General features: G+C 66.6%; 27 protein-coding genes and 1 riboswitch. Of the genes, 13 read left to right on the top strand and 14 right to left on the bottom strand.

All coding sequences use genetic code 11. From position 1 onward, the window contains the following. The first annotated feature begins 78 nt into the window (after positions 1-78). The 4 genes from BST28_RS03295 (at position 79) to BST28_RS03275 (ending at position 3,784) form a co-directional block, all read left to right on the top strand. Positions 79-927, top strand: a complete 849-nt coding sequence (locus BST28_RS03295; protein WP_083079905.1) for an SDR family NAD(P)-dependent oxidoreductase — start codon at positions 79-81, stop codon at positions 925-927. Further along, the gene (locus BST28_RS03290) at positions 908-1,522 is read left to right on the top strand and encodes a TetR/AcrR family transcriptional regulator (protein ID WP_165758043.1); all 615 of its coding nucleotides are present in this window, start codon (positions 908-910) and stop codon (positions 1,520-1,522) included. Before BST28_RS03295 ends, BST28_RS03290 begins: the two co-directional genes overlap by 20 nt. Positions 1,523-1,804: 282 nt before the next feature. Beyond that, a riboswitch (M-box (ykoK) riboswitch) is annotated at positions 1,805-1,977 on the top strand. 281 nt (positions 1,978-2,258) lie between these two features. Continuing rightward, positions 2,259-2,558: a PE family protein gene (locus tag BST28_RS03280; RefSeq protein ID WP_083079903.1), complete on the top strand. Its 300-nt coding sequence runs from the start codon at positions 2,259-2,261 to the stop codon at positions 2,556-2,558. 14 nt (positions 2,559-2,572) lie between these two features. Continuing rightward, a complete protein-coding gene (locus BST28_RS03275) occupies positions 2,573-3,784 on the top strand; it encodes a PPE family protein (protein WP_083079901.1) in 1,212 nt (403 codons plus the stop codon). A 31-nt stretch (positions 3,785-3,815) separates the two neighbouring features. On the opposite strand, the gene BST28_RS03270 is transcribed toward BST28_RS03275, so the two are convergent. From BST28_RS03270 to BST28_RS03245, 6 genes are all read right to left on the bottom strand, one after another. Beyond that, positions 3,816-4,553, bottom strand: coding sequence for a DUF1906 domain-containing protein (locus BST28_RS03270; protein ID WP_420093421.1), 738 nt, complete (start codon positions 4,551-4,553; stop codon positions 3,816-3,818). Between the two features lie 65 nt (positions 4,554-4,618). Then, the gene (locus tag BST28_RS03265; RefSeq protein WP_083079897.1) at positions 4,619-5,215 is read right to left on the bottom strand and encodes an HD family phosphohydrolase; all 597 of its coding nucleotides are present in this window, start codon (positions 5,213-5,215) and stop codon (positions 4,619-4,621) included. A gap of 43 nt (positions 5,216-5,258) precedes the next feature. Then, positions 5,259-6,179, bottom strand: a complete 921-nt coding sequence (locus BST28_RS03260) for an LLM class F420-dependent oxidoreductase (protein WP_083079895.1) — start codon at positions 6,177-6,179, stop codon at positions 5,259-5,261. 32 nt (positions 6,180-6,211) lie between these two features. After that, positions 6,212-7,033: an SDR family NAD(P)-dependent oxidoreductase gene (locus BST28_RS03255; RefSeq protein WP_083079893.1), complete on the bottom strand. Its 822-nt coding sequence runs from the start codon at positions 7,031-7,033 to the stop codon at positions 6,212-6,214. A gap of 33 nt (positions 7,034-7,066) precedes the next feature. Further along, entirely contained in the window at positions 7,067-8,464 is a 1,398-nt protein-coding gene (locus BST28_RS03250) for an aldehyde dehydrogenase family protein (RefSeq protein WP_083080030.1), read from the bottom strand. A 41-nt stretch (positions 8,465-8,505) separates the two neighbouring features. Beyond that, on the bottom strand, positions 8,506-9,486 hold the full coding sequence (locus tag BST28_RS03245) for an acyl-CoA thioesterase (RefSeq protein ID WP_083079891.1): 981 nt from the start codon (positions 9,484-9,486) through the stop codon (positions 8,506-8,508). A 381-nt stretch (positions 9,487-9,867) separates the two neighbouring features. On the opposite strand from BST28_RS03245, the gene BST28_RS03240 reads away from it, so the two are divergent. Then, the gene (locus BST28_RS03240; protein WP_165758042.1) at positions 9,868-10,491 is read left to right on the top strand and encodes a TetR/AcrR family transcriptional regulator; all 624 of its coding nucleotides are present in this window, start codon (positions 9,868-9,870) and stop codon (positions 10,489-10,491) included. 58 nt (positions 10,492-10,549) lie between these two features. On the opposite strand, the gene dmpG is transcribed toward BST28_RS03240, so the two are convergent. From dmpG to BST28_RS03205, 7 genes are read right to left on the bottom strand one after another with little or no spacing between them, the layout of a single operon-like run. Then, a complete protein-coding gene (gene dmpG / locus BST28_RS03235; protein ID WP_083079887.1) occupies positions 10,550-11,584 on the bottom strand; it encodes a 4-hydroxy-2-oxovalerate aldolase in 1,035 nt (344 codons plus the stop codon). After that, a complete protein-coding gene (locus BST28_RS03230; protein WP_083079886.1) occupies positions 11,581-12,513 on the bottom strand; it encodes an acetaldehyde dehydrogenase (acetylating) in 933 nt (310 codons plus the stop codon). Before BST28_RS03230 ends, dmpG begins: the two co-directional genes overlap by 4 nt. 53 nt (positions 12,514-12,566) lie before the next feature. Continuing rightward, positions 12,567-13,418: an SDR family oxidoreductase gene (locus BST28_RS03225; protein WP_083079884.1), complete on the bottom strand. Its 852-nt coding sequence runs from the start codon at positions 13,416-13,418 to the stop codon at positions 12,567-12,569. A gap of 40 nt (positions 13,419-13,458) precedes the next feature. Beyond that, positions 13,459-14,235, bottom strand: a complete 777-nt coding sequence (locus BST28_RS03220) for a hypothetical protein (protein ID WP_083080029.1) — start codon at positions 14,233-14,235, stop codon at positions 13,459-13,461. A gap of 5 nt (positions 14,236-14,240) precedes the next feature. Then, positions 14,241-15,083: a mycofactocin-coupled SDR family oxidoreductase gene (locus BST28_RS03215; protein ID WP_083079883.1), complete on the bottom strand. Its 843-nt coding sequence runs from the start codon at positions 15,081-15,083 to the stop codon at positions 14,241-14,243. Continuing rightward, the gene (locus BST28_RS03210) at positions 15,080-15,877 is read right to left on the bottom strand and encodes a mycofactocin-coupled SDR family oxidoreductase (RefSeq protein WP_083079881.1); all 798 of its coding nucleotides are present in this window, start codon (positions 15,875-15,877) and stop codon (positions 15,080-15,082) included. The genes BST28_RS03215 and BST28_RS03210 overlap by 4 nt, the downstream gene beginning before the upstream one ends. Next, positions 15,877-17,496 (bottom strand): flavin-containing monooxygenase, encoded by a 1,620-nt coding sequence (locus tag BST28_RS03205; protein WP_083079879.1) that lies wholly within the window; start codon positions 17,494-17,496, stop codon positions 15,877-15,879. Before BST28_RS03205 ends, BST28_RS03210 begins: the two co-directional genes overlap by 1 nt. Positions 17,497-17,625: 129 nt before the next feature. On the opposite strand from BST28_RS03205, the gene BST28_RS03200 reads away from it, so the two are divergent. From BST28_RS03200 to lipP1, 6 genes are all read left to right on the top strand, one after another. Next, on the top strand, positions 17,626-18,687 hold the full coding sequence (locus BST28_RS03200) for a ferredoxin--NADP reductase (protein ID WP_083079877.1): 1,062 nt from the start codon (positions 17,626-17,628) through the stop codon (positions 18,685-18,687). 71 nt (positions 18,688-18,758) lie between these two features. After that, positions 18,759-19,940, top strand: coding sequence for an acyl-CoA dehydrogenase family protein (locus BST28_RS03195; protein WP_083079875.1), 1,182 nt, complete (start codon positions 18,759-18,761; stop codon positions 19,938-19,940). 13 nt (positions 19,941-19,953) lie between these two features. Further along, a complete protein-coding gene (gene bphC, locus BST28_RS03190; RefSeq protein ID WP_083079874.1) occupies positions 19,954-20,862 on the top strand; it encodes a biphenyl-2,3-diol 1,2-dioxygenase in 909 nt (302 codons plus the stop codon). After that, positions 20,859-22,319 (top strand): FAD-dependent oxidoreductase, encoded by a 1,461-nt coding sequence (locus BST28_RS03185; protein ID WP_083079872.1) that lies wholly within the window; start codon positions 20,859-20,861, stop codon positions 22,317-22,319. Before bphC ends, BST28_RS03185 begins: the two co-directional genes overlap by 4 nt. A 125-nt stretch (positions 22,320-22,444) precedes the next feature. Continuing rightward, on the top strand, positions 22,445-23,326 hold the full coding sequence (locus BST28_RS03180) for an IclR family transcriptional regulator (RefSeq protein ID WP_083079870.1): 882 nt from the start codon (positions 22,445-22,447) through the stop codon (positions 23,324-23,326). Further along, positions 23,323-24,270, top strand: a complete 948-nt coding sequence (lipP1, locus tag BST28_RS03175) for a LipP1 family hormone-sensitive lipase (RefSeq protein WP_083079868.1) — start codon at positions 23,323-23,325, stop codon at positions 24,268-24,270. Before BST28_RS03180 ends, lipP1 begins: the two co-directional genes overlap by 4 nt. On the opposite strand, the gene BST28_RS03170 is transcribed toward lipP1, so the two are convergent. Next, the gene (locus BST28_RS03170) at positions 24,260-25,492 is read right to left on the bottom strand and encodes an NADH:flavin oxidoreductase (RefSeq protein ID WP_083079866.1); all 1,233 of its coding nucleotides are present in this window, start codon (positions 25,490-25,492) and stop codon (positions 24,260-24,262) included. The genes lipP1 and BST28_RS03170 overlap by 11 nt on opposite strands. 102 nt (positions 25,493-25,594) lie before the next feature. On the opposite strand from BST28_RS03170, the gene BST28_RS24350 reads away from it, so the two are divergent. Together BST28_RS24350 and BST28_RS24345 are read left to right on the top strand one after the other, a co-directional pair. Beyond that, entirely contained in the window at positions 25,595-25,951 is a 357-nt protein-coding gene (locus BST28_RS24350) for a hypothetical protein (RefSeq protein WP_109560619.1), read from the top strand. Next, positions 25,944-26,576 (top strand): Dabb family protein, encoded by a 633-nt coding sequence (locus BST28_RS24345; protein ID WP_109560618.1) that lies wholly within the window; start codon positions 25,944-25,946, stop codon positions 26,574-26,576. Before BST28_RS24350 ends, BST28_RS24345 begins: the two co-directional genes overlap by 8 nt. Positions 26,577-26,588 lie beyond the last annotated feature (12 nt).

The raw sequence follows: 26,588 nt of genomic DNA, 5'->3' as shown, positions 1-26,588 counted from the left end.
GCACTTTCCCTGCGCCGGTGGCCGAGGTAGCCTCGCCCCATCAGAAAATAAAATGAATTTTAGTTACGGAGGTAGCCCTTGTCCAGCGGTGACGAACCTGCCTGGCGGGCGCAGTACGGGCCCTGGGCCCTGATCGCGGGCGGCTCGGAAGGCGTCGGCATGGAGTTCGCGCTCCTGCTCGCCGGTGCGGGGATCAACCTGGTGCTGATCGCCCGCAAACCCCAACCGCTGCAGCACACCGCCGATCGCTGCCACGAACTGGGCGTGCAGGTCCGCGAACTGTCCCTGGACCTGTCGCTGCCGGAAAGTACCGAGCAGATCATCTCGGCCACAACGGATCTCGAAATCGGTCTGCTGATCTACAACGCGGGCGCCAATACCCACAGCGCGGAGTTCCTCGACGGCGACCTGGCGGCGTTCCAGCAGGTGATCGACCTGAATGTGACGACGCCGCTGGCGCTGATTCATCACTTCGCCGGCCCGATGCGCGCTCGCCGCCGGGGCGGCGTGATGTTGGTCGGCTCTCTCACCGGCTATCTGGGCTCGGCGCGGCACACCGTGTACGGGGGCGTGAAGGCGTTCACCCGGATCTATGCCGAGGGGCTGTGGCTGGAACTGCGTGACTACAACGTGCACGTTCTCGAACTCGTTCTCGGCGTCACCAAGACACCGGCCATGGGGCGGGCCGGGCTCAACTTCGACATTCCCGGCCTGCGGGTGTCCGATCCGGCCGATGTGGCCCGCGAAGGCCTCGCCCAGCTCCCCGGCGGGCCCGTGCACATCGTCTCCGAACACGCCGCGAATCCGGCACTGCACGCCGGACACGACCGGGCCGCGGCCGTCCTCGCTTCCCATCGGATGATGCAGAAGCTGCTGGGCGGCAGGTCCCCGGCGACGCCACGGTCCGATGCCCCGCCCTCCTCGTGATCGCGAGCCGGCGGCCCCCCGGACGCCCGCACAACGGCACCGCTGTGACCGGATCCTCGCCACCGCCGCCCGACTCGGCGCCCGCGACGGGCTCGAGGGAGTCCGGATGCAAGACGTCGCGGACCAGTCGGCGGTATCGATCACCACTGTCTACCGCTACTACCCGACCAAACACCACCTGTTCACGGCACTGCTGCTGCACTACACCCGCTCCCTAGCACTCCCGCAGCAGCGCACCGGGTGTGCGGCGGCCGATGTCACCGAACTCATGGCCGGGATCTGCCGCACCATGCTCGCCCGGCCGCGGCTGGCGCGGGCCATGATCACCTCGGTCAATGCCCGGCGTGCCGAATCGACCGCTGCCGGCGACTTCAACCTGCGCGAGACCATCTTGTCGGTAGCCGCAATCGCGGAGCCGTCTCCGCAAGACGCCCAACTCGCCTTGTTGGTCGAACAATGTGCTTACGGGATCCTGTCGTGGGCCGTGATGGGCGAGACCACACCGGCCCGGGCCGAGTCCGACATGCGCCGGGCGTGCGAGCTGCTGTTGGCGCCCTGGGCCGAGACGACCGGAGGCCGGGTTAGGCAAGCATAGCGGGTTGGCACAGGGCGCACAGCAAGGTCTACGGGTATTCTGTGGCGAACCACCGCAAGAACGCGCCTTTACCTCCGACGAACCCGGTTGATGCACAGCATATTTCGGCAGCTAACGCACAGATTGGGATTTCGCGTCAACAGCTCGGCGTTCTTTCGCGCCGAAACATGTTGTACTCCAACAACAGTCGGCTTTCCCGCCGACTTTGAGTCAGAACAGCGGCGCGCCCGAGACGTGCCGTTCGAGTTGACGCCGTTCGCGGTTGCTGCCACCATGGCCCCGAACGCACCTCGCTAGGCGAGGCGTCTGTGCGGATACAGGCCACTGACCTCCAACGTCGAGAGACGCCAACGGTCAGGACAGCTCTTCCCGGCTTAAGGGTTGAGCCCAAGTGGCTTCCGGCTGCTGGCCGGATACGCCGTGCAGTGCCGAAGCTCTGACGAGAGGGGTGCCGGCCGGCTCTTGTGCCGGCACGACTCGCCCCGCTGTGCACGCCGCAACGGCATCCCCGTGTGCCCTGGCCGTGAGGAGGTGAGAGCGACATTGAGTCCGAACGATAGTCCCTATTGGAGATCGACGACCATTTCGTTCGAATCCGTTCCCGGCGCCGCTTTCACCCGCTGAATCGGTTCACGCCGTCCCGTACCCGCGCAGTCTGACCGCGCCCTGCGGCGCTGTTTCAGCGCGCGAGTTTGCTTGCGATCAATCCGATTCGCCATGCCTTAAAGGAGTTTCGATGTCTTTTGTGTCCGCCCTGCCCGAGGAACTGGCCGCTACAGCGGCTGACCTGCTTGGCGTCGGCGCTGCTGTGGCAGCACAGAGCGCCGCAGTCGCGGCGCCGACCACCGGTCTGGTTCCAGCAGCAGCTGATGAGGTCTCCGCACTGACCGCCGCCCAGTTCGCCATCCATGCGCAGATGTACCAAGCGATCAGCAAGCACGCGGCCGAGGTGTGCGAGAGGTTTGTGGACACGCTGCAGATGAGCGCGCACTCGTATGCGGCGACCGATGCCGCCAACGTCGTTTCGGTGTACTGAAAGGTTGTTCAGGGATGGATTTCGGATCGCTTCCACCGGAGATCAATTCGGCACGGATGTACGCCGGGCCGGGAGCCGGGCCGATGCTGGCCGCGGCGGCAGCGTGGAACCAGCTTGCCGCGGAACTACGCGCGGCGGCGATATCTTTCGAGTGGTCGGTGGCGAGTCTGGCGAGCCAAGGATGGTGGGGGCCCTCCGCGAACGCGATGCTCGCCGCGGCCGAGCCTTACATGACCTGGATGAGTCTCACTGCCGATCAGGCTGAGCAGACCGCGGCACAAGCGAATTCAGCTGCTGATGCCTATCTGTCGGCGTACGCCATGACGGTGCCACCGGCGGAAATCGCGACTAATCGGGTGATGCTGGCGGCGTTGGTCAAGACCAACGTTCTCGGACAGAACACGCCGGCCATTGCAGCGACCGAAGCGCGCTACAGCCAGATGTGGGCGCAGGACGCCGTGGCGATGTACGGCTACGCGGCCGCTTCGGCGACGGCCGCGAAGCTGGCCCCGTTCACTGTCGCACCGGAGACCACCAGCCCCGAAGAGCAGGGCAGGTCCGCCGGCGTCCCTGCCGACTCCGCCGATGCGCACTCCCGGGCGCAGAGCGCATTGCGCGGTACGGCTGCGCCGGCAGAGGGCACGTCGCCCTCGTCACCCGATTGGGACTGGACGAAGTTTTTCGACGGCTTGTTCGGAGATACCTGGGGCAGCGACGACGGATCGGGGCTGAATGTCAACGCTCAGCTGTGGAACACGATTGCCGCGACCGGGATTTTCGACCCCGGCGGCAATATCGAGGGTTTTTCGGGTCTGGCGACGCTCGGTTTTCTCGCCCGGGGTGTAGACGGCGGCACGGCAGCCCTGTCCGGCGGCGGCCTCGGCGCCGCGCCGGGTATGTCCCTGGCGTCGTCGGCCACCGGCGGGCTCGAGGCCGCCGGGCGTGTTGCCGGCGGCGCAGGCTCGAGTGTGTCGGCCGGAGTCGGTCGTGCCGCCCTGGTCGGCTCGTTGTCGACGCCCCCGGGCTGGGCAACGGCTGTCCCGGCGGCGGCTCCCGGCGCCGGATCGGCCAGCGGCTGGAGTGTCGCCCCGGAGAGCAGGTCGATGACCGCCCTTCCTCCGCCGGTCCCGGCGGGCGGCGGCGGGCGCACTGGCGGCTCCGGTTTGGGGCTGCCGCGCTATGGCGTCAAGCTCACCGTCATGCCGCGCCCGGTCGTGGTGGGGTAGGCATATCCGTGCTCCGGTCGGGAGCCGGCGCTCACCGGGCGAGATCCCACTGGCCGAAATCGGCTGCCAGGACGTCGTCGACGTCGACGTGGATGTCGCCGATCATGAAACCCGGGTCGGTTGCGGTGACGACTTCACGCTGGAAGAGCACGGCCGCCGGCTCCCGTTCGCCGCCGGACCACGCCTTGGTCTGCCATGCCCACCGGTGGCCCGGGCTGGTCGAGTGCCCGATGACACCATCGGCTATCGCCCAGCCGAGTTGGCGGGCACCGCCGTAGATCCCGGTGCGCTCGGTGCCCAGCACCGAGTTGATACCACGAAACCATTGCACGGCTTGGCTTTTCCATGTCTTGGCGTCGATGTCTTCGTCGACGCTGAAGAAGATCGGCGCCGAGTCGGGGCCTCCGGCCGCGTTGTGCAGCCGCAACGCCGTGCGGGCGTCGGCCACTCCCCCGTCATAGCCGCGGGTGAAGTCCGACGGGGAGTTCACCCATCCGGGCTTGCCGAACTGGTAGCAACTGACGACCTGCAGGCCGGCGGCGCGAAGCCGATCGGCATAGTCGCGGGTGACCGGTTTGAAATCGAACGTGGCGCCCGGCCGCAACTCCGAGACGTAGACCAGGGCCCCGGCGAAGCCCGCCGTTTTGATCTGTTCGGGCTGAACCAGCCGGTCGGCGAAATCGAGGAGCTGCAGGCCTTCGCCGCCGGCCTTCGGGGTGCCGGTCATTGCCCCGATAACGCCCGGGACGGCCAGCGCCGGCGCCAGCAGCGCGGTGCAGCGCAGAACCTCACGGCGTGAGACCGATCGCGTCACAAGGAAAAGGGTAGCCGCCGTCAGTGGTCTTGTCCGGCATGCCCCGAGCGGGCCAGGGCGTTGCCGGGACGCAGGAAACCGGGTTGTTGCAGCCGACGCACCGCGCGTACGACCCCCGAGGGGATCACCCGTCTGAAGAAGACGTTGGCGTCGAAGGCGCCGCGCACCTCGGTGACGTAGGACCGCGGAAGGCCGAACCTGATCAGGCCCTGGCTCACGTCGACCAGGTCGGCACGGCGAACGGCTTCGACCAGCGGCGCATAGGGGCGAGACGGGCGGTAGCCGGCCAGCCGATGGTGCTGGGCGACCACGAGAGCCAGCTCCTGCGACCATGCGTCGCGGCCGGTCTGCTGCAGCCACGCGTCCTGCGCTTCGATCGACGGCACCAGATAGTCGAGCGTGTCGAACGCGGCCAGGTCGTGAAATGCCGCGGCGATCGCGAGTTTCTCGTCACGGTCGGGGGCATCGGGTGTCAGTGCACGGGCGAAATTGAAGATCCGGTACACGTGGGCTTTATATGCGTCCCAACCGATGTCGTCACCGCCGGCTCGGTGGCGGTGTGACTCGAGGATCTCCTCGGCCAGCGGCACACTGCGGATGATCTCCGGCACGGTCATATCGCCACACTATCGTCGGCGCGGCGTGCCTGACAGCCGGGCGCTACACCTTCTTTATCACCGATTCGCCGAACTGGGTTATCGCCTCGATAGCCTGGCTGAGACCCGCGCCGGGAACGGCGACCTGAACCCAGGTGACTCCCGCATCGGCCAGATGCTCCAGGCCGTCCAGGTAGGCGCTCGCATCGAAGTCGCCGTCACCGAGGCGGCCTCCGGCAAGGTTGGAGAAGCAGACGTCGATGGCCGTCCAGTCCCGGCCCGCCTCCTCGCAGCGCCGTCGCAGATCCGCGATGCCTGCGGCCAACGCGTCGAGGGAGTCCATGGCGGCGGTGCGCGCGGTGCCGGCCAGGCCCGGCGGTGCGGCGAACGGCGCCCACCCGTCGCCGCGGGTGGCCACGCGCTGCCGCGCCTTGCCGGTGTTTCCGCCGATCCAGATCGGTGGATGCGGGCTGGTGGCCGGGCGTGGGTGCGCGGTGATCCCCCTGGCCCGGAAGTGCCTGCCCTCGAACGAGACGTCGTCGCCGGTCCAGATGGCTCGGATGACGTCCAGACTCTCTTCGACCAGCTCGGTGCGTTCATCGAAATCCACGCCCAGTGCCGCGAATTCGCCCTTGAGGTAGCCCACGCCGACGGCCAGGGTGAATCTGCCGCCGGACAGCAGATCCAAGGTCGCGCCCGATTTCGCCACCACGAACGGGTTGCGGTAGGGAAGGACGACGATGTTCGGGATGAACCGAATCGTCCGGGTGTGCGCGGCTGCGAATCCCATCGCCACGAAGGGGTCCAGGCTGTCGTGGCCGCCGGCGTCGAGCCATCGCTGCGTCGGCGCCGGGTGGTCGGTGAAGCCCATGGCGTCGAACCCGGCGGCTTCGGCGGCCCGCGCGACGGCGGCCACCCCGTGCGGGGACACCAGTTCCGGATCGCATGGATGCGTGATGATCGGGTAGGTGAACGCGAACCGCATACGGATCCTTTCGGCCCTGAAGGGGCGGGCTGCTAGGTGGTGGCCGGCCGCGGGGGCCCGAGTATGTAGCCGCTGCCGTCCGGGTGGTGATACCACCCGCCCGCCGCGTGGGTTCCGCCGTCGACGTGAAGCGTCTGCCCGGTGACGTAGGTGCTCAGTCCGCCGGCCAGAAAGACCGCGGCTCCGGCCATCTCGTCGACATGACCGGTACGGCCCATCGGGATCATCCGGTCGGCGTTGGCCAGCATCTCAGCCGAGCCGATGCGCTCGATGCCTTCGGTGAGGGTGAGATCCGGTGCCAGGCAGTTGACCCGGATGCCGTGCGGCGCGAGCTCCAGTGCCGCCGTCTTGGTGAAGTTGATGACACCCGCCTTCGCCGCTGCGTAGGCCGCGAAGCCGGGCGCAGCGCGGGCGCCCTCGATGCTGGCGATGTTGATGATGCTCCCGGACGCCCCGTGCCGCACCAGTGCCTGGGCGACGCGCTGCGTGCACAGCAGCACATGGGTGAGGTTGGAACGGATCAGGGTGTCCCACCCCTTCGGGGCGGTGTCCAGCAACGGTGCCGAGAACGCCCCGCCGGCGTTATTGACCAGCACTGTCGGTAGCCCCACCTCTGCCATGGTTCTGGCCAGCGCCGTATCGACCTGATCAGCGTCGCGGACATCGATCGCGCAGGCGAGACCCTCGACCGCGGCGGCCGTGCGTTCCGCGGTCTGCGGGTCTTTCTCCCAGATCACCACCCGGGCACCGAATTCCGCGAAGGTCTCCGCGATACCGCGGCCGATGCCGGCCCCGCCGCCGGTGACGACGGCTACTCGACCGTCGAGGGCCGACGCATCCTTCGGCAATGCCACGATCCACCTCCGGGTGGTGTCTCGACCAACCGGTCAGAGGCTGACGTAGACCGACTTGGTGTTGAAGTAGGCCTCCAGGCCCTTGCGGCCGCGCTCCCCGCCCCAGCCGGATTGCTTGTGCCCGCAGATCGGCATGGACGGGTCGGCGGCGAGCGCGCAGTTCACCCAGATCTGGCCGCCGCGAAGCTGGTTCGCGACCCGGTGGGCGCGGCTGAGGTTCTCGGTCCAGATGGCGCCGGCCAGCCCGTACTCGGTGTCGTTGGCGGCGGCGATCGCCTCATCCTCCTCGTCGAAGGGGATCACCGATCCGACCGGGCCGAAGATCTCCTCACGGATCAGCCGCATATCGGGGGTGGTGTTGGTGATGATCGTCGCCTCGTAGAAATAGCCGCGCCGATCCATCGGCTTGCCGCCGGTGATCACCTGCGCTCCGGCGGCCAACCCGTCGTTGACGATGCCTGACACGCGTTGACGCTGCTTCTCACTGATCAGCGGGCCCAGCACCGAGTCGGGGTCGTCGCTGCCGCCCATCGGCAGCATCTGGGCGAAGTTGGCCAGGCCCTCGACGACTTGGTCGTAGATGCCGCGCTGGACGTAGATCCGCGAGGTGCAGGAACAGTTCTGGCCGGAGCCGGCCAGCAGGCCCATGCCGGCCATCATGATGGCCTTGTCGAGGTTGGCGTCGTCGAACATGATCAGCGGTGACTTGCCGCCGAGCTCAAGGGTGAGGCGCTTGAGGTTGCCGGCGGCGGCCTTGACGATCAGCCGGCCGACCTCGGTGGACCCGGTGAACGAGATCTTGTCGACTCCCGGGTGGGCGGTCAGGGCCGCACCGGTGGTCTCGCCGTAGCCGGTGACGACGTTCAGCACGCCGTCGGGAAGGCCGGCCTCGCGGAAGATCTTCTCGAGCTTCAGCGCGGTCAGCGGTGTCTCTTCGGCGGGTTTGAGCACGCAGCTGCAGCCCGCCGCCAATGCCGGGGCCACCTTGAGCATGGCGACGAAGAACGGCCCGTTCCACGGGATGATCAGGCCGACCACTCCGACCGGCTCCAGCTGGGTGAAGGTGTGGTACTCCTCGAAGTGGCCGAGTAGCCCGTCGGAGACCAGGTTGCTCGACTCGCCGTGAATCTTGCCGACCCATCCGGCGTAGTACGTCAGCATCTCCTGGGAGACCTTGATGATCTGGCTGGCGCCCATCGCGGTCATTCCGTTGTCGCGCGACTCGATCTCGGCGAGCTCGGCGGTGCGTTCCTTGATGATTTCGGCGGCGCGGAACATGATCTCGGCGCGGCGCGCGGCGGGCAGTTTGCGCCACACCCCTGATTCGAAGCTCTCCCGCGCCCGGGCCACCGCCGCGTCGACGGCCGCCTGGTCGGAGTCGGGGACTTCGGCGATCTGTTCCTCGGTCGAGGGGTTGTAGACCGGGATCATCCCACCCGTTTCGACGGCGGGGTCGGCTTCGATGGTGCTACTCACTGTTGTGATCCTTCCTTAAATCCCGGGGGCGCAGTCGGATTCGTTGTCGGCCGGATGAGAACTTCTTGGGCGGTGCTGGCCACGTGCCGCCCGGCCGCGTCGACAATGGTTCCGTGCACGAGGGCGCGATGCCCGACGACGGCGATCGTCTGCTGGGTGTAGGAATGCCACTGGTCGAATTGCACCGGGCGGTGCAGCCAGATGGTGTGGTCGAGGGTCAGTCCCCGGTGCGTGGCATAGCCGACACGCTGCGGGTGGGAGCGTAAGGCCATGTCCACCAGCAGATAGTCGCTGGCGTAGGCCAGCAGCACGGCGTGCGCTTGTGGACCGGCGTCGACCGCGCGCGGCAAGCGCATCCAGTGCGTGCGCTGCCCGGGTGCCTGTGCGCCGCCGAGGAAGATGGGCGCTTCACCGATGCGCATCTCCAGCGGCGGCGGCCGGTCGATCCACGTCATTGCCGGTCCGGCCAATCCTGCCGGGGCGTGCTGTGCCCAGTGCTGCAGCAGCGGTAGGGATTCCGGGGCTGTGGCCGGGGCCGCTGCGGTGCCTACGTCGGTGCTCTCGGCGTTGGCGTCGAAGGACACCGTCGCTGTCACCAGCGCCTTGCCGTCTTGTTCAATGACGACGTGGCGCACCGACATCGAGCGCCCGTCGCGGGTGCGCTCGACGATGATGTCCAGGGGTGCGCCTGAGTCGCCGAGACGCAGGAACGACGCGTGGATCGAATGCGGGATGAGCTCGGCGACGGTGGCGGCAGCCGCCGCCATCGCCTGGGCGACGAGTTGGCCGCCGAAGATCCGCCCGAAGCGGACGGCCTCGTTGCCGACCCGGAATCGGTCGGCGCCGACCGGCTGCGGCGTCAGCACCCCGTGCAGCTCATCGAGGGCGCCGAGGGTGCCCCGTTCCAGCGGGCTGTCCGACCCGCGAAGGGGACCGCTGAAGTCGGACTGGGCGGTGGCCTCAGGCGGCGACGACATGGGCCTCCTCGATGGACTGCCGACCCGGGAACCGGCGGCGTCACCTGATTTAAGTCAACCGCTTGACTTATGTCAAGGGCCGGTCGGCCCCGTTATCGGCACTGCCAACATTCACCGGCAAACGCGAGCGGTGCCGGCTGCCACCGCGACCGACGAAAGGGTCCCGGTGAACGAGAACTCAGCAGCCAATTACTGGGCGCGCACCCTAGCGTTCCTGATCAGAAGACACGTTCGCACGAGTGTTGCGGACACAGGCCCCGGGTGAAAGGGAATCGACGTGTTTGTCGGACTCGGCATCCTCCGGCCAGTCCGTCCCAGCGCAGCTTTCCGAAAGAGGTCTGGACTGCCGGCCACGCACAAGGGCTCGACAGGCGCCGTCCCGTGAGTCTGCTCGATCATGGGGGCCGGCGGGAGCGCATTGTCAATGCCGCACTGCGACAAGCCGTTAACGGCTACGAGTCGGTGCGGATCCGGGATGTGGCCGACGTTGCCGGGGTCCCCGCCAGCGCTGTCTACCATTACTTTCCATCAAAGGATGGGCTGCTGCTGGACTGCCTCCACAGCTGGCTGAGTGAATTCGCGGGTGAGCTAGGGGGCGACATCGTCGGGCCGGCCGAACCACACCAGCGGCTCTTACACGTCATCGCATGTCTTACTGAACAGCTGTCGGTGACACCGAGACTCGCCGATACCGCGGCGCGCGCATATCTGCAAGCGACCGGATCCGCCGCCGTCAACGCTCAACTGGTGCGGAACAAACTGATAGACATCTTCGTCCATGCCATGGAGCCGGACCAACCGACTCGCGCCGACCATAACCAGCAGGTCGCCGCGCTGCTGGCGGATGTATGGATCGCGAATCTCCTCGCGCTCGCGCAAAACCGAGCAACACCGCGTGAACTGCACCGACGACTTGAACATGCCGTTACGGCAATCAGGGAAAACGCCGATCGTCAGAAGCAGAGGCCCAGCGTCGGCGAAACGCTATCCGCTCCGGGCGCTTGACCTCCACCGCTGGCTTCCTTCTGCCATTCGCCCCGGCAAGCCGCCGCATCCGCGGTTGCTAATCGACACGCTCCCGTTGGATTTCCAGGGCGATGTCGATGAGCTGGTCTTCTTGGCCGCCGATGAGTTTGCGTTGGCCGGCGCGGTGGAGCAGTTCGTGGGCGGGCACGCCGTAGCGCTCCCCCTGGCGCACCGCGTGCTTGAGGAAGCTGGAGTACACCCCGGAGTAGCCCATGATCAGCGCGTTGCGGTCCAGCACGCACTCGGCCGGCATCACCGGGCGCACCACGTCCTCGGCGGCATCAGCGATGTCGAAGAAGTCGATACCGGTCTTGATCCCGACCTTGTCGAACACCCCGATCAGCGCCTCCACCGGCGCGTTGCCCGCCCCGGCGCCGAAGCGGCGCACCGAGCCGTCGATCTGCTTGGCCCCGGCACGCACCGCCTCCAACGAGTTGGCCACCCCGAGCCCGAGATTCTCATGACCGTGGAAACCCACCTGAGCCCCATCTCCCTGGTCACCGAGCTCAGCGACCAGCGCCTGAACCCGATCACGCACCCCTTCGAGCACCAGCGCACCGGCCGAATCCACCACGTACACGCACTGACAGCCCGCATCGGCCATGATCCGGGCCTGGGCGGCCAGCTTCTCCGGGGACACGGTGTGGGCCATCATCAAAAACCCCACCGTCTCCAACCCGAGCTCACGGGCCAGACCGAAATGCTGAATGGACACATCGGCCTCGGTGCAGTGCGTGGCGATCCGGCAGATCTGTCCGCCGTTGCCCTGCGCCTCTTTCATGTCGTCTTTGGTGGCCACCCCGGGCAGCATCAAAAACGCGATCCTGGCGTCTTTGGCGGTCTGCGCCGCGAGCTTGATCAACTCCTGGTCGGGGGTCTTGGAGAACCCGTAGTTGAAGCTCGACCCGCCCAGCCCGTCGCCGTGGGTCACCTCGATCACCGGCACCCCGGCGGCATCGATCGCGGCGACGATCGCGGCGACCTCCTCGCGCGTGAACTGGTGACGCTTGTGATGGCTACCGTCGCGCAGGCTGGTGTCGGTGATCCGCACATCGAAGATGTGATCGCTCATTTCGCTCCTCCAGCCTTGGCCGACGCCATCTCACGGGCGATCTCCTCGCCGACCTTGGTCGCCGCCGCCGTCATGATGTCCAGGTTGCCCGCATACGGGGGCAGATAATCGCCGGCACCCTCCACCTCCACGAACGTGGTCACCACCGCACGCCCCCCGGAATTCAGTGACGGCTCGTCGAACTGCGGCTCATTGAGCAGCCGATACCCCGGCACATAAGTCTGCACCTGGGCGACGACATCGGTGATCGACGCGGTGATCGCATCCCGGTCGGCGTCCTCGGGGATCTGGCAGAAAATGGTGTCGCGCATGATCATCGGCGGATCAGCCGGGTTCAAGATAATGATCGCCTTGCCCTTCTGCGCACCACCGATGGTCTCCACCCCACGCGAGGTGGTCTTGGTGAACTCATCGATATTGGCCCGCGTCCCCGGCCCCGCCGAAACACTGGCCACACTGGCCACGATCTCCGCATACGGAACGCTGCCGCCCTGCTCGGTCACCGCCCGAGTCACCGCATACACGATCGGAATGGTGGCCTGCCCACCACAGGTGATCATGTTGACGTTGGGGGCATCGACGTGTTCGTGCAGGTTCGCCGGCGGAATCACCGCCGGCCCCACCGCCGCCGGAGTCAAATCGATCGCCCGGATCCCGGCCGCCTCGTACTTGGGCGCATACGCCTTGTGCACATAAGCGCTGGTCGCCTCGAACACGAAATCCGGCAACTCATCCTGAGCCAGCAACCAATCCGCGCCCTCGGCGGAAGTCTCCAAACCCAGCTTGCGCGCCCGCGCCAACCCCTCCGACTCCGGATCAATACCGATCATCCAGCGCGGCTCCAACCACTCCGAACGCAACAGCTTGTACAGCAAATCCGTACTGATATTGCCCGACCCTACAATCGCGACACTGGCCTTGGCCGCCACGTCAACCTCCTCTACTTGAAAATCGTTCGGACAGGGATCAACGGTCATCGAGCTCAGCGTTTGGACCGCCCATAACCGAGGAAGCGCACCAGGTAGCGAGGCAGACTCCTGGCGGGCACGGCGACCGGCCAGGAATCGGCGCGGAAGTAGGCATCAGATCCTCCGTCGACGAAAACGACGCTGCCGCACATGAAGTCAGCTGCATCGGAGAGCATGAACAGCATCCAGTCGGCGAGCTGGCCGGCGTCGCCGTAGCCGCCTATCGGTACCGGGAACGCCTTGACCGCCTTGGCTTCTTTGGGATTGGCGAGCTGCTCGGCCAGCAGAGGGGTCATGATCGCTCCCGGGGCGAGCGCGTTCAACCGGATGCCCGCGCCGGCCCAGTCACCGGTGACGGCGTGGCGGCGGACCCAGCGCGATACCGCGATCTTCGATGCCGCGTAGACGATGGCCGCCGACTTCTTGCCGAAGACCCGGACCGCGCGCAGCGCCTTGTCCACGTCGCCGGCGAGCAGGGCGCGGATCGCCCGGCGGGGCACCAGCGGAGTGGTGGTGGTGGAGTTGCTGGCAATCACGACCACTTTGGCGCGCTCGGCGCGAGCCAAGGCGGGTTGTAGGGACATCAGCAATTCGACCACGCCGAAATAGTTGACCTGTGCAATCAACCTTTGTCGTCCCTCGACGGGGCCCAGTCCCGCAGCGAGGACTGCCCCGTCCAGAACGCCACCGCAGGCAGCCAGCGCAGCTTCGGCGGCCGCCCGGCGTCCCACCGTTGTCGACAGGTCGGCCGATATCTCCGCGTCTTTGATGTCGATTCCGATAACGCTATGCCCTGCGGCACGGAGCTTTTCGGTGGCTTGCCGGCCCATGCCCGATGCGGATCCGGTTACGACATACGTTCCCACAACGCACCTTCCGTCACATCGATGGCCTTCGAAGAGATCGTCACCAGTCCAACCACGGGTTAATGGCGCGCAGCGGGGTATCGAGCACTATTTCGCCAAGGCCGGGCAGCGTTCGCGAGCCGCGGATTTCCGCGGTCCGGTCGCGCACCCGCGCCGTCGTGACCAGCGGGTCGTCATCGAGGTAGAGCAGTCGCATCCGCAGCGCGCCCGCGGTGTCGGATGCTTCTTGCGACCGCAAGCCCATGGCGTTGTCCTGATGGCGATCGAGCGTGAAGGTCCAGGCGCCCGCCACCCCGGGAAGCCGGAGCAATTCGGGAATCACAACCTGATCGTCTAGCCGGTACTGCTCGTGCGTATCGGTACCGAGCGGGTCGTGATAGCGGGTGAGTGTCAGGTGCAGGCCCTGGTTGGGTCGGTAGGGAATCGCTGCCGGCGACACCAGCGACGACGGGGCTGAGTATCCCTTGACCGGCCGGAAGAAGGCCAACAGCGTTCGGCGCACGCCCGGGATCATCGGTCCTCTGCCCCACTGGACGGAATCGGCGCCGAGTTGCTCCCATTCCCGGACGGACCGTTCGACCGGTTCCCGAAACCAGTACATCGCCACGTAATCGACGCTCTCCTGCTCCGCGGTCGCCGTGGATATCTCTTTGCAGTCCGGGGGCCTTCGCCAGCGCTCTCCTGCGGCAACCCCCGGCAGCGCCAGGTTCTCCGGGCGATGATCCAGCTGGTGCCACTCGTTGTAGCGACGATGGTCATCGGGGCCCGCGTTATGCAGCGAGATGAACGAGAAGAACACCAAGGGACAATCGGCCATATTCACTACCTTTGTCGCTGAGTACTGCCGGCGTCCACAGGCAGGGTCACGGCCGTGATGTAGCGGGCCTCGTCGGAGGCCAGAAACAAGGACGCATTCGCCACATCCACCGGTTCCACCCACGGGACATCGATCATGTTCATCTTCCGCGCCGACTCGGCGAACTCCTCGCGGGTCGGTGGCCGGTCGAGGTCGGGCCGGAACGCGCTGCGGACCGCGTCGTTCTGGATCAGCGGGGTGTCGACGTTCGTCGGGTGAACCGTGTTCACCCGAACCCGGTGCGTCGCGAGTTCGTTGGCGAGGCTACGCATCAGACCCACCACCCCGTGTTTGGCCGCGGTGTAATGCGCCACTCCGACCAATCCCTGAAGCCCTGCTATCGAACTCACAAGGATCATCGCACCGCCTCCACGCGCGATGAGATGCGGTGCGGTGACCTGGCAGGTGTGGAACACCCCGGTTAGGTTAACGTCGAGCATGGTGCGCCAGGTCTCCTCTGGCAGCTCAGCAGCCAACCCGCGGGAAGTGATTCCCGCGGTGGCGCAGACGATGTCGAGTCCGCCGTATTCGCGGATCCCGCTGTCGATGGCAGTCCGTAACAGCTCTCGTTCGCGCACATCGGCAACCGCGGTGATCATCCGCCCGCCAACGGCCCGTACCTGCGCCGCTGTCTCGGCGAGGTCGTCGTGCGTGGACGGCGGCACCACAACGGTATCGACCGGACCGCACAGGTCGATTCCGATGATCTCGGCCCCCTCTTGGGCAAAGCGAACCGCCTGCGCCCGCCCGATTCCACGGGCCGCGCCGGTGATCAGCGCGACCTTTCCGGCAAGCCGAGGAATCGTCATGTCTTCTGGGTCAAGCCGGCGTCGACGACGAGCTGGGCACCGGTGATGTAGCGGGCGCTGTCGGAAGCCAGGAAGGCGACCGCTTCGGCGACATCACTCGGCTCCACCCACGGCACCGGCAGCAGGTTGCGCCCAGCAAGCACCTTGATCGCGTCGGCCTCGGTCGGATTGTCGATGTCGGGGCACAGTCTCCGGTAGGTAGTCTCGTTGCGGACCGTGGACGTCGCGACGGCACCGGGGTGCACCGTGTTCACCCGGATTCCGAGCGGGCCGAGCTCGTTGGCCAGGGTTCGGGCCAATCCCACCACCGCATGTTTGCTAGCGGTGTAGTGGGCGGTGTCGGCGGTGCCGCGAAGTCCGTTGGTGGAGCTGATGATCACTATCGCGCCGCCTGACCTCAAGTGCGGTACGGCCGCCTTGACGGTGTGCCAGACGCCGGTGACGTTGACGTCGAGCGCCGCTTGCCAGACTTCGCTGGTCAGCTCCCAGGCCGGCGCGCCGGGGGTGTGGATGCCGGCGTTGGCGACGACGACATCCAACCCGCCGAGCGCTGCGACCCCCGCGTCGATCACCTCGGTCACGGCATGAAGGTCCCGTACATCGGCGATGCCGGTGAAGCAGCGCCTGCCGTTGTCTGCGAGAGCGTCCGCCATACCCGCGAGGTCATCGACCGCGGCTGCCGAATCGACGGCGATGACGTCGGCGCCCGCGTCGGCGAGACGGAGGCAGTGCGCGCGGCCGGTCCCGCGGGCTGCACCGGTCACCACCGCGACTCTGCCGGCGAGGTTCGGCATCAGGACGCCAAGGACTTGCGCAGCTCGAATCCCTTGTATCCGGCATTGGCCACCTCGGCGCAGATGTCGAGGTAGGTGGCGAATCCGCCGATGAACAGCATGAACACCCGCGGCTTTCCGGGGACGTTGGCGCCCATGTACCACGAGTTCGCCTTCGGGAAGAGCGTCGCGTCGGCACGCTGGTTGCACTCGGCGATCCAACTGTCAACGGCATCTGCAGTCGCCTCGATGGCCGCGTAGCCGTGCTGGTCCAGATAGGCGATGGCATCCGAAATCCAGTTGATGTGCGCCTCGGCGTGCAACACCATGTTGGCCAGGACCGCCGGTGCGCCCGGTCCTGACACCAGGAACAGGTTGGGGAAGCCGTCGACACCTAACCCGAGATAGGTGCGAGGACCGTCGGCCCAGTCGTCGGCCAGCTTCTGCCCGTTGCGGCCGACGATGTCGATCTTGGCCAGCGTGCCGGTCATGGCATCGAAACCGGTGGCCAAAACCAGGGCGTCGAGATCGTAGTGGGCCGCCGAGGTCTGGATGCCGGTCTTGTCGATCGACTCGATGGGCGTCTTGCGGACACTGACCAGTGTCACGGTGGGCCGGTTGAACGTCTGGAAATAGTTGGTGTCGGTGCAGATTCGCTTGGTGCCGATCGGGTGGTCGTCGGGGATCAACAGCTCGGCGAGCGTGGGGTCGTCGATCTCCGCACGGATCTTCTCTTCGTAGAACTTGCGGGCTTCCTCGTTGGCCTCGAGGCTGACCATCTGGTCGGAGAAGGTCTTGGAGAACAACACTCCCCCCAGCTGCCAGCGTTCCTCGAACGCCGCGCGGCGCTCCTCGGGCGTGACCTCCATGGTCAGCTTGGGATGCGCCACATGCGGCGATCCCCCGCCACTGCGCCAGGACATTTGGCGCCGTTGGGCGTAATTGGCCTTGGCATACCTGATCTCTTCGGCGGTCAGCGGACGGTTGCCCGCCGGGACGCTGTAATTGGGGGTGCGCTGAAAGACGTAAAGATGAGCGGCCTGCTCGGCGATGATCGGAATCGACTGAACACCCGACGATCCGGTACCGATCACACCGACACGCTTGCCGGTGAAGTCCACCCCTTCGTGCGGCCAGTGAGCGGTGTGATAGGTCTCGCCCCCGAAGGTGTCCAGGCCCGGGATGTCGGGCGTCAACGGGGAGGACAGCGGTCCGGTAGCCATCACCACGAACCGCGCCGCAACCGACTCGCCGGTGTCGGTGGCTACGGTCCACCGCGCGGCGTCTTCGTCGAAGACGGCCGACACGACCCTGGTGTTGAACGTGATCCCCGGCCTTAAATTCAGCTTGTCGGTGACCCACTTGATGTATTCGAGGATCTCGCTTTGCGTGGCGTACTTCTCGGTCCAGGTCCACTCCTGCTGCAGCTCATCGGAGAACGAGTAGCAATAGTCCAGGCTCTCGACATCACACCGTGCACCGGGATACCGGTTGAAGTACCAGGTCCCCCCGACCTCCGGCGCCGCCTCGAAGACACGGACCGCCAGGCCCTGCCGTCGGAATTTATGCAAGGCGTACAGGCCACCGAATCCTGCGCCCACCACGACGACATCGACATGATTTTCGGTCGCGCTACTCACGACGGCTAGGTTAGGCCGCACGCGTGCTGAGGCCGCTGGTCGTTTCCCGGTCAACGGGCATCCAGATTTTCTCCCGGCTACCGGTGAGGACCGCTGACCGAATCCACGGTCCTGCTCAAGATGTCACCCATGATCGACGCAGAATGCGGCAACCGATCCGAAGCCGCCCCCCGCACCGTGGTACTGACGATCACCGAGGTCATCGAGGAGAACCACGACACGAAGTCCCTTGTGTTCTCCGTCCCCGACGAACACCGGACGCGGTTCGGGTATCGCCCCGGCCAGTTCCTGACGCTGCGCATTCCCAGCGACGTGACCGGGTCGGTGGCGCGCTGCTACTCGCTGGCGAGCTCTCCCCACACCGACGACGCTCCCAAGGTCACGATCAAACGTACGACCGGCGGGTACGGTTCGAACTGGCTGTGCGACAACGCTTCCGCCGGAGACAAGATAGCGGTGTTGCCTCCGGCCGGCCTGTTCACGCCGCACGATCTGAACGCCGACTTTCTACTGTGGGCCGCGGGCAGCGGGGTCACACCGGTGATGTCGATCCTCAAATCGGTGCTCGCCGCGGGGAACGGCCGGGTGGTCCTGTGCTACGCCAACCGCGACGAACGTTCCGTCATCTTCGCCGCCGAGCTGCGCGAACTGGCAGCCCGTTACGCCGGGCGATTCACTGTTCTGCACTGGCTGGAGTCGATCCAGGGCCTACCGACCCGCGCTCAACTGGCCGGGTTCGCCTCCATGTTCACCGGCTACCACTCGTTCATCTGCGGCCCGGAGGCGTTCATGGCAGTGGTCAGCGAAGCGCTCACCGAGGTCGGCGTTCCCCGGGAGAACATCCACCTGGAGGTCTTCGCGTCACTGACCGGCGATCCGTTCGCCGAGGTAGTCAGCCAAGACATCGACGACGGGGGCGAGGTCGCCGAGGCCCAGATCGTCCTCGACGGAGAGGTTCACCACCTGCGCTGGCCCAAAGGACGCAATCTGGTCGACGTCATGCTCGCCGCCGGACTCGACGTCCCCTTTTCCTGTCGGGAGGGCAACTGCGGATCCTGCGCCGCAACGATGGTCGACGGCGAAGTTGACCTGGGTAACGCCGCCATCCTCGAGGAGCAGGACATCGCCGAGGGGCTGTTCTTGGCGTGCCAAGCACACCCCCGGACTGACACGCTGAAGATCGAGTTCTGATCGAGGCTCGCGATCCCGCTCACCGGGATCGCGCGCGCATTTGACCGCTCCCCGCGGCCACCATCGTTGCCATGACTAAACGGGTGATCGACAGTCTCGCCGAGCTCTCCGAGCAGCTCCGCGATCAGGCGACGGAAGCCGAGAAGATCGGCAAGCTGACCGATGACACGGTCAAGACTATGAAGCAACTCGGCAACATCCGGCTCTTGCAGCCGAAACACTTTGGCGGACTCGAGGTTCACCCGCGTGAATTCGCTGAGACGGTGATGGCGACCGCCGCGCTGGATCCCTCGGCGGGCTGGATCAACGGCGTGGTCGGGGTCCACCCCTACCAGTTGGCCTACGCCGACCCCCGAGTAGGCGCCGAGATCTGGGCCGACGATGTCGACACCTGGGTAGCGTCGCCGTATGCGCCCCAGGGGGTCGCCACACCGGTCGACGGGGGCTACCTCTTCAACGGCCGTTGGCAGTTCAGCTCCGGCACCGATCATTGCGACTGGATCATCCTCGGCGCGATGATCGGCGACGGCGACGGCAAACCGCTGATGCCCCCGCAGATGCTGCACATGATTCTGCCCCGCAAGGACTACGAGATCGTCGAGGACTCCTGGGATGTGGTGGGCCTGCGCGGAACCGGGTCCAAGGACGTCATCGTCGCCGACGCGTTCGTGCCGGCCTACCGAACGATGGACGGAATGAAGGTCATGGACGGCACCGCGCAGCGCGAGGCCGGGATGACCGAGCCGCTCTATCTGATGCCCTGGTCGACAATGTTCCCGCTCGGCATCTCCGCCGCCACCATCGGTATTGCCGAAGGGGCACTCGCCGCCGCGCTCGATTACCAGCGCGAGCGCGTCAACTCCAGCGGCGTGGCGATCAAGGATGACCCGTACGTCATGTATGCGATCGGCGAGGCCGCCGCCGACATCAACGCCGCCCGCCAGGAGCTGCTCGTCAACGCCGACCGGATCTACGACATGGTCGCCGCCGGCAAAGAGGTCTCGTTCGAGGACCGGGCGGCCGGCCGGCGGACGCAGGTGCGCGCGGTGTGGCGCGCGGTCTCCGCCGTGGATGAGGTCTTCGCACGCTGCGGCGGCAACGCGGCCAGGATGGACAAGCCGCTGCAACGCTATTGGCGCGATGTCCACGTCGGGCAGGCGCACGCGATCCACGTGCCGGGCACCGTCTACCACGCGTCGGCCTTGAGTTCACTCGGCGTGGACCCGCAGGGTCCGCTGCGGGCGATGATCTAGCGAGGTTTGCTCCATGAGCCCGATCAAGAGCCTTGGATATGTGTCCGTGCAGACCAGTGACATCGATCGATGGCGGCACTTCGCGTTCGGGGTCCTGGGTTTCGCCCAGGGCAATGGGCCCGATGCCGACTCGCTGTACCTGCGGATGGACGAACGTGCCGCACGGATCATCGTCACCCCGGGTGATACCGACAGGATCGACACGGTCGGCTGGGAGGTGCGGGACCACGCCGGCCTCACCGAAGTCCGACGCTCCCTCGAAGCGGCCGGCATCATCTACCGGGAACTGTCGCTACTCGAAGCCGATGCTCGCCGCGTGGAAGAGGCCATCGCGTTCGATGACCCCGCCGGCACCCACCTCGAGGTGTTCCATGGCCCGGTGCTCGATCACAGTCCCGTAATCACCCCGTTCGGCGCGAGGTTCGTGACAGGCGACCAGGGCCTCGGCCACGTGGTGTTACCGGCGCTAGACGTCAACGGCCTATTCGAGTTCTACACCGAGACACTGGGGTTCAAGTCACGTGGCGCATTCCGGATACCCGCTCCGGCGGAGTTCGGGCCGATACGCGTACGGTTCCTCGGCGTCAACCAGCGACATCACAGCCTCGCGCTGTGCCCGGCAGCCACACTGCGCGACCCCGGGCTGATCCATCTCATGGTCGAGGTCGACACGCTCGACGCCGTCGGCCAGGCTCTCGACCGGGTCAACAAGGACGGCTTCCAGCTGTCGTCGACACTGGGTCGGCACACCAACGACAAGATGGTGTCCTTCTATGTTCGCGCCCCCGGAGACTGGGACGTCGAGTTCGGCACCCAGGGCATGCGGGTCGATGAAAGCCATTACACCGCTGAAGAGATCACCGCCGACAGCTATTGGGGCCACCAGTGGGTTGATGACCTGCCGGCGGCGATGCGCCCGTGACCGCTGACGTCTCCCCGGTTGCCGCAACAGATATCCGCGGCTGGGACCACGAGGCCGATGTCGTCATCGCCGGGTTCGGGGTGGCCGGAGCCGCTGCCGCCGTAGAGGCCGCCCGCGCCGGCGCCGATGTCCTGGTGCTTGAGCGCACCGGCTCATGGGGCGGGGCAGCGGCGATGGCCGGCGGATTCATCTATCTCGGCGGCGGGACGCCGTTGCAGGCGGCGTGCGGCTTTGAGGATTCGGTCGAGAACATGGCGGCGTTTCTCAACGCTGCGATGGGACCGGGTGCAGACGAGAGCCGCATCGCCGACTACTGCGCGGGCAGCGTCGCTCACTTCGATTGGCTGGTCGGCTGCGGAGTCCCGTTCAAGGCCGAGTTCTTCGACGAGCCAGGCTGGGAGCCGCTGGGCGATCAAGGGTTGATGTACTCCGGCGGAGAGAATTCGCACCCGTTCAACACGATCGCCGCCCCGGCGCCGCGCGGGCACATCCCGCAGATGGCCGACAAGAAGCAGGGCGAGGCCAGTGCCGGCTACATGCTGATGAAGCCGCTCGTCGACACGGCCCTGGCCGCGGGCGCCCGGGCGCTCTACGACATTCGCGCGCAGCGACTCGTCGTCGAGTCCGACGGCCGGGTCGTCGGGGTCGTCGCGCGCCAGTACGGCACCGAGATCGCACTTCGTGCTCGCCGCGGGGTGGTGCTGGCGACGGGAAGCTTCGCCTACAACGAGGCCATGGTGACGCAGTTCGCTCCCCGCATCGCGGGCCGGCCCGCGGCTTCGGTGGAGCAACACGATGGTCAGTCGATCCGGATGGCCCAGGCGCTCGGCGCCGACCTCGCCCACATGGATGCCACCGAGGTCGCTATCTTCATCGACCCGCAGCAACTCGTGCGCGGCATCATCGTCAACGGCCGGGGCCAGCGCTACGTGGCCGAGGACACCTATCCAGGCCGGATCGGCCAGCTGACGCTCTACCACCAGGACAACATCGCCTACCTGATCCTCGACGACGCCGCCCAGGAAGCAGCGATGGCCTCGGTTTCGCCGAAGCTCATGATGCGGCCACCCACCTGGGTGGCTGACACCGTTGCCGATCTGGAATCCGAGCTGGGCATGGCCCCCGGCGCGCTGCAGGCCACGGTCGCCGCCTACAACGAGGGGGCGGTCCGCGGGATCGATCCGTTACTGCACAAGAAGGCGCAGTGGCTCAAGCCCATCGGCTCGCCGATTGGGGCCATCGACCTTCGCGAATGCACCGGCGGGTTCACCCTTGGCGGTCTGGCCACCACGCTCGACGCCGAGGTGCTGCACGTGAGCGGCGCGCCGATCCCCGGGCTCTTCGCGGCGGGACGTTCGGCCGCCGGGCTCGCCGCGTGGGGCTATGCCAGCGGAATCTCGCTGGGCGACGGCAGCTTCTATGGCCGGCGGGCGGGACGCAGCGCCGCACAAGCCTGATCAGGCGTGCATGCCGCGGCTGTGCCGCAATTCGAATCCGGCGATGGGTGTGACAGCAGGCACACACATGTGATAGACATATGCCCATTAGGCATATGTCTATTAGTAATACGGAGGAGAACTCGATGGCCCCCGCCGCCACGTTGCCCGCAACCGCTCCCAAGAAGGCCGCAACCGAAACCCCCAGCGCCGTCATCGACCGGGTCTCCCTGGTGCTCGACGCGTTCGACGGGCCCGGGCGCCTGACATTGGCCCAGATCGTGCGACGGACCGGCCTGCCGCGTTCGTCTGCGCACCGGATGCTCGAGCGCCTTGTTCAGCTGCGCTGGCTACGCCGCAGTGGACGCGACTACGAGCTGGGGATGCGGCTGGTCGAACTCGGTTCGCTGGCCGTGCACCAGGATCGCTTGCACAAAGCGGCCATCCCCAAGCTGCACGAGCTGCACGCGGTGACCGGCCTGGTGGTCCACCTCGCCGTCCTGGACGGGCCCGATGTCGTGTACATGGAGAAGGTCGGTAACCGGATGGCGGCGGCGCTGCCCTCCCGGGTCGGCGGTCGCCAGTTGGCGCACTGTACGGCCTTGGGCAAGGCGATGTTGGCATTCGCCGACGGGGACGGGTTGGACGCGCTGGACGGCGATCTGCTCCCGCGACAGACCAAGTACTCGATCTCCACCCATGCTCAGCTGCGTAACGAACTGCTGAAAGTACGCTCTCGCGGCATTGCCTTCGACCGAGAGGAGTCGCTGCCCGGCTTCGGTTGCGTTGCCGCACCGATAGGCGAGCCGGGCGAAGCGGTCGCAGCGATTTCCGTCTGTGGTCCGATGAACCGGATGATGTTCGACCAACGTCTGGTCGCCCCGGTGCGGATCGCCGCGATGGGCATCTGGCGGGCCGTGGACTGCGGACCCATCCGCGTTGCGCCGACGCTGCAGCCGATGCGGCCGCTACGCGGAGGTCCGACCGCGCGCCCAGCGGTTCACAACGCGAGCCTGCAGCTCGCATGATTCTGGATCCGCAGATCGCGGCCATCATCGAGGTGCTGGACGCCGGATTCCCACCGGTCCACACCATGACGGGCGACGAAGCCCGGGCCGCCATCCGCGCCCGTTTCACACCCGCAGCGAACCCCGAACCCGTGGCCCAGGTGCACGACCGCACAATCGCCGGCCCCGATGGACCGGTGCAGGTCCGCATCTACCGTCCCCGCTCGGCCGATGAGACGCCGGTCCCCACCCTGGTCTACGCGCACGGCGGCGGCTGGGTGTTCTGTGATCTGGACAGTCACGACGGCCTGTGCCGCGATTTCGCGAATCGTCTTCCCGCCGTTGTCGTCTCAGTGCACTACCGGCGCGCGTCAGAGGAGGGGCGCTGGCCTGCTGCCGCGGAGGACACCTACGCTGTCACCAGCTGGGCGGCGGACCACATCGCCGAACTCGGAGGTGACCCGGACCTTCTGCTCGTCGGCGGCGACAGCGCCGGCGGTAACCTTGCCGCCGTCACTGCTTTGATGGCGCGGGACCGGATGGGGCCGAGTTTGGCCGCGCAGCTGCTGTTGTATCCGGTTATCGCGGCCGACTTCGATACGCAGTCCTACCGCCAGTTCGGCCGTGGCTACTACAACCCGCTGCCGGCGCTGCGGTGGTATTGGGATCAGTACGTGCCCGAGGCTGCCGACCGCACCAACCCTTATGCGTCGCCCTTGCATGCCGCGGATCACTCCGGACTGCCACCGACGGTCGCGGTGATCGCCGGTCATGACCCGTTGCGCGATGAGGGGCTCGCCTACATCGAGGCGCTACGGAGTGCGGGTGTGCCCACGGTGCAGCGCTACTTTGAGGGTGCCGTCCACGGATTTATGACGATGCCCAGCCTCGACATCTGCGAGCGGGCACGTAAACAGGCGTGTGCGTACCTCACTGGTCTCGTGCCCCGGCCCGTCAAAAAGTGACCGTCTGCGCCGTCGAGGAAACGGGCGTGGCGTCTCCGTAACGCTGGTCGGGGTCGAGGACGCAGTGCGTTCGCGCGAAGACCGTGACCATGCACTTGTTGCAGTGGGTGCAGCGACTGCGCACCCCGGCGTCTTCGCTCATCCTGGCGACCAGATCCGGCTCGCGCAGCAGCGCCCGGCCCATGGCCATGAAGTCGAACCCTTCCCGCATACCGGTTTCCAGGTGCTGCCGGTTGGTGATACCGCCGAGCAGGATCAGCTTGGTGTTACGCATCACCGGAACAAACTGGCGCGCCGCCGAGAGCATGTAGAGGTCCTGGTACGGATAGGCACCCATCGCCCATTTCCCCATGATGCGGACCCCGGGGCGCATCGCCGGCGGCATCACCCGGGCGAACTCGCGTACCGGCACGTCACCCCGGAACAGGTACATGGGTTTGAAGACCGACGAGCCCTGGGTTAATTCGATGGCATCCAGGGTCGCGTCGGTGTCGAGCAGCTGGGCGGTACGCAGCGCCTCGTCGATCCAGATGCTGCCCGGCAGACCGTCGTCCATGTCGAGTTTCGCGATCACCGCGATCTGCCCTTGCACGACATCGCGGACTCGCTCTGCGATCTCCCGCACCAACCGCGATCGCCCGTCGATGTCTCCGCCGTACTCGTCCTTGCGACGGTTGATCAATGGGCTCAAGAAGGAGCTCGGCAAGTACAGATGCCCGAAGTGCAGCTCAACCGCATCGAATCCGGAGTCGACGGCCACCTGCGCCGCGGCCGCGAATTGATCTATGACGACCCGGATCTCATCACGGCGGATCTCACGGCAATACGCGAGCGAGGTGGGATTGACAAAGCGGCTCGGCGCGACCGCTGTCACGCCGGTCAGCTTCTTCTGCGCCACCACACCGGCGTGGCCGAGTTGCGCCGAAATGGCCGCACCCGCGCCGTGCACCGCGGCGGTCAGCTTCTGCAGTCCCGGCAGGGCCCGCGAATCCATGACGATCTGCCCGGGTGCGCTCGCGCCTTGTGGGGACACGCAGCAGTAAGCCACCGTGGTCATCCCGACGCCGCCCTCGGCGAACCGGAGGTGAAAGTCGATCAGGTCGTCTGTCACCAACCCGTCGGGTGAACGGCCCTCGGACGTCGCGGCCTTGATGACCCGGTTACGCAGTCGCACCGGACCCAGCTCGGCCGGAGCGAACGGATTCGGGTTGAGATCTGCCATGAGGCAACAGTCGCCCCCTGAAGATGTGTCCGTCAACGGTGGTCTCCCGATGTCCGGGACTGCAACCGCGCACGACACCGGCCGGACCTTAGCCTGGCCGGCATGGCCGAGGTGTTCGTCATCGACCGGGTACTGACCAAACCGGGCCAGGCCCGCCGATTCGTCGACCGCTATCTCACCGAATACGCGCCCGGCGCGACCGAGCGCGGCATGACGCTGCGCGACGTTCTGGTCAGTCCGCCGATCTGGTTTGCTGATCAGCCGAATACGGTCACGATCACCTGGTCGCTGCCCAGTCCGCTGGCCTGGTGGCAGATGACCTGGCGGGGTCGGACGGATCCCACCTTGGGGCAATGGTGGTCGTCGATCGAGGACCTGGTGGTGGAGCGGACCCGCTCGGTCGCAGCGGCTGCCGGCGATGTCGACGCACTGTGCGCTATGGAGGGGACCGATGTTTAACGTCACCCGGCTCCTGGACGTCGAGGCACAGGATCACGAGCGGGTGCTTGCGGCCGTCCGCGCGGCGGCAGCCGACAGTGCGGCTCTGCGCTGGACGGTCCAACCGACCGAACCCGGATCGCGTAACGGCGGGGACGTGCTGGTGCACCTGCGCTTCGCCGAAGAGGAACACTGGCGGATCGCCGAGCCACGATTCAGCCGAACACTGGCCGATCCGGCGATCACCCGGATCAACGGAGCGACCTACCAGGGAGACGCCACCTGCGGGGGCAGCCCGGGAACCGTGTATCGAACACTGCTGCTGCGGGTGCACCCCGACACGGGGCCGGACACCGCGGCACGTTTCGAAGCAGAGCTGGCGTCGATGGCGCGCTACGTCACCACGATTCGCGCATGGCAGCTCAGCCGGGTGCTCGAACCGGTGGGTGCCACGGCGTGGACGCACGTCTTCGAGCAGGAGTTCACCGACGTCGACGGACTGATGGGCCCGTACCTGATGCACCCGATCCACTTTGCGGTGGTGGATCGCTGGTTCGATCCCGAGAGCACCGACGTGATCGTTCGTGACCGGATCTGCCACAGCTTCTGCACGTTGGAGCGCCCCGTCTTGCATCCGTCCCGCTGAAGAGCGCCCGGC

Source organism: Mycolicibacter kumamotonensis, assembly GCF_002086285.1.
GTDB lineage: Bacteria > Actinomycetota > Actinomycetes > Mycobacteriales > Mycobacteriaceae > Mycobacterium > Mycobacterium kumamotonense.
This window is presented reverse-complemented; position numbering and strand designations above follow the sequence as displayed.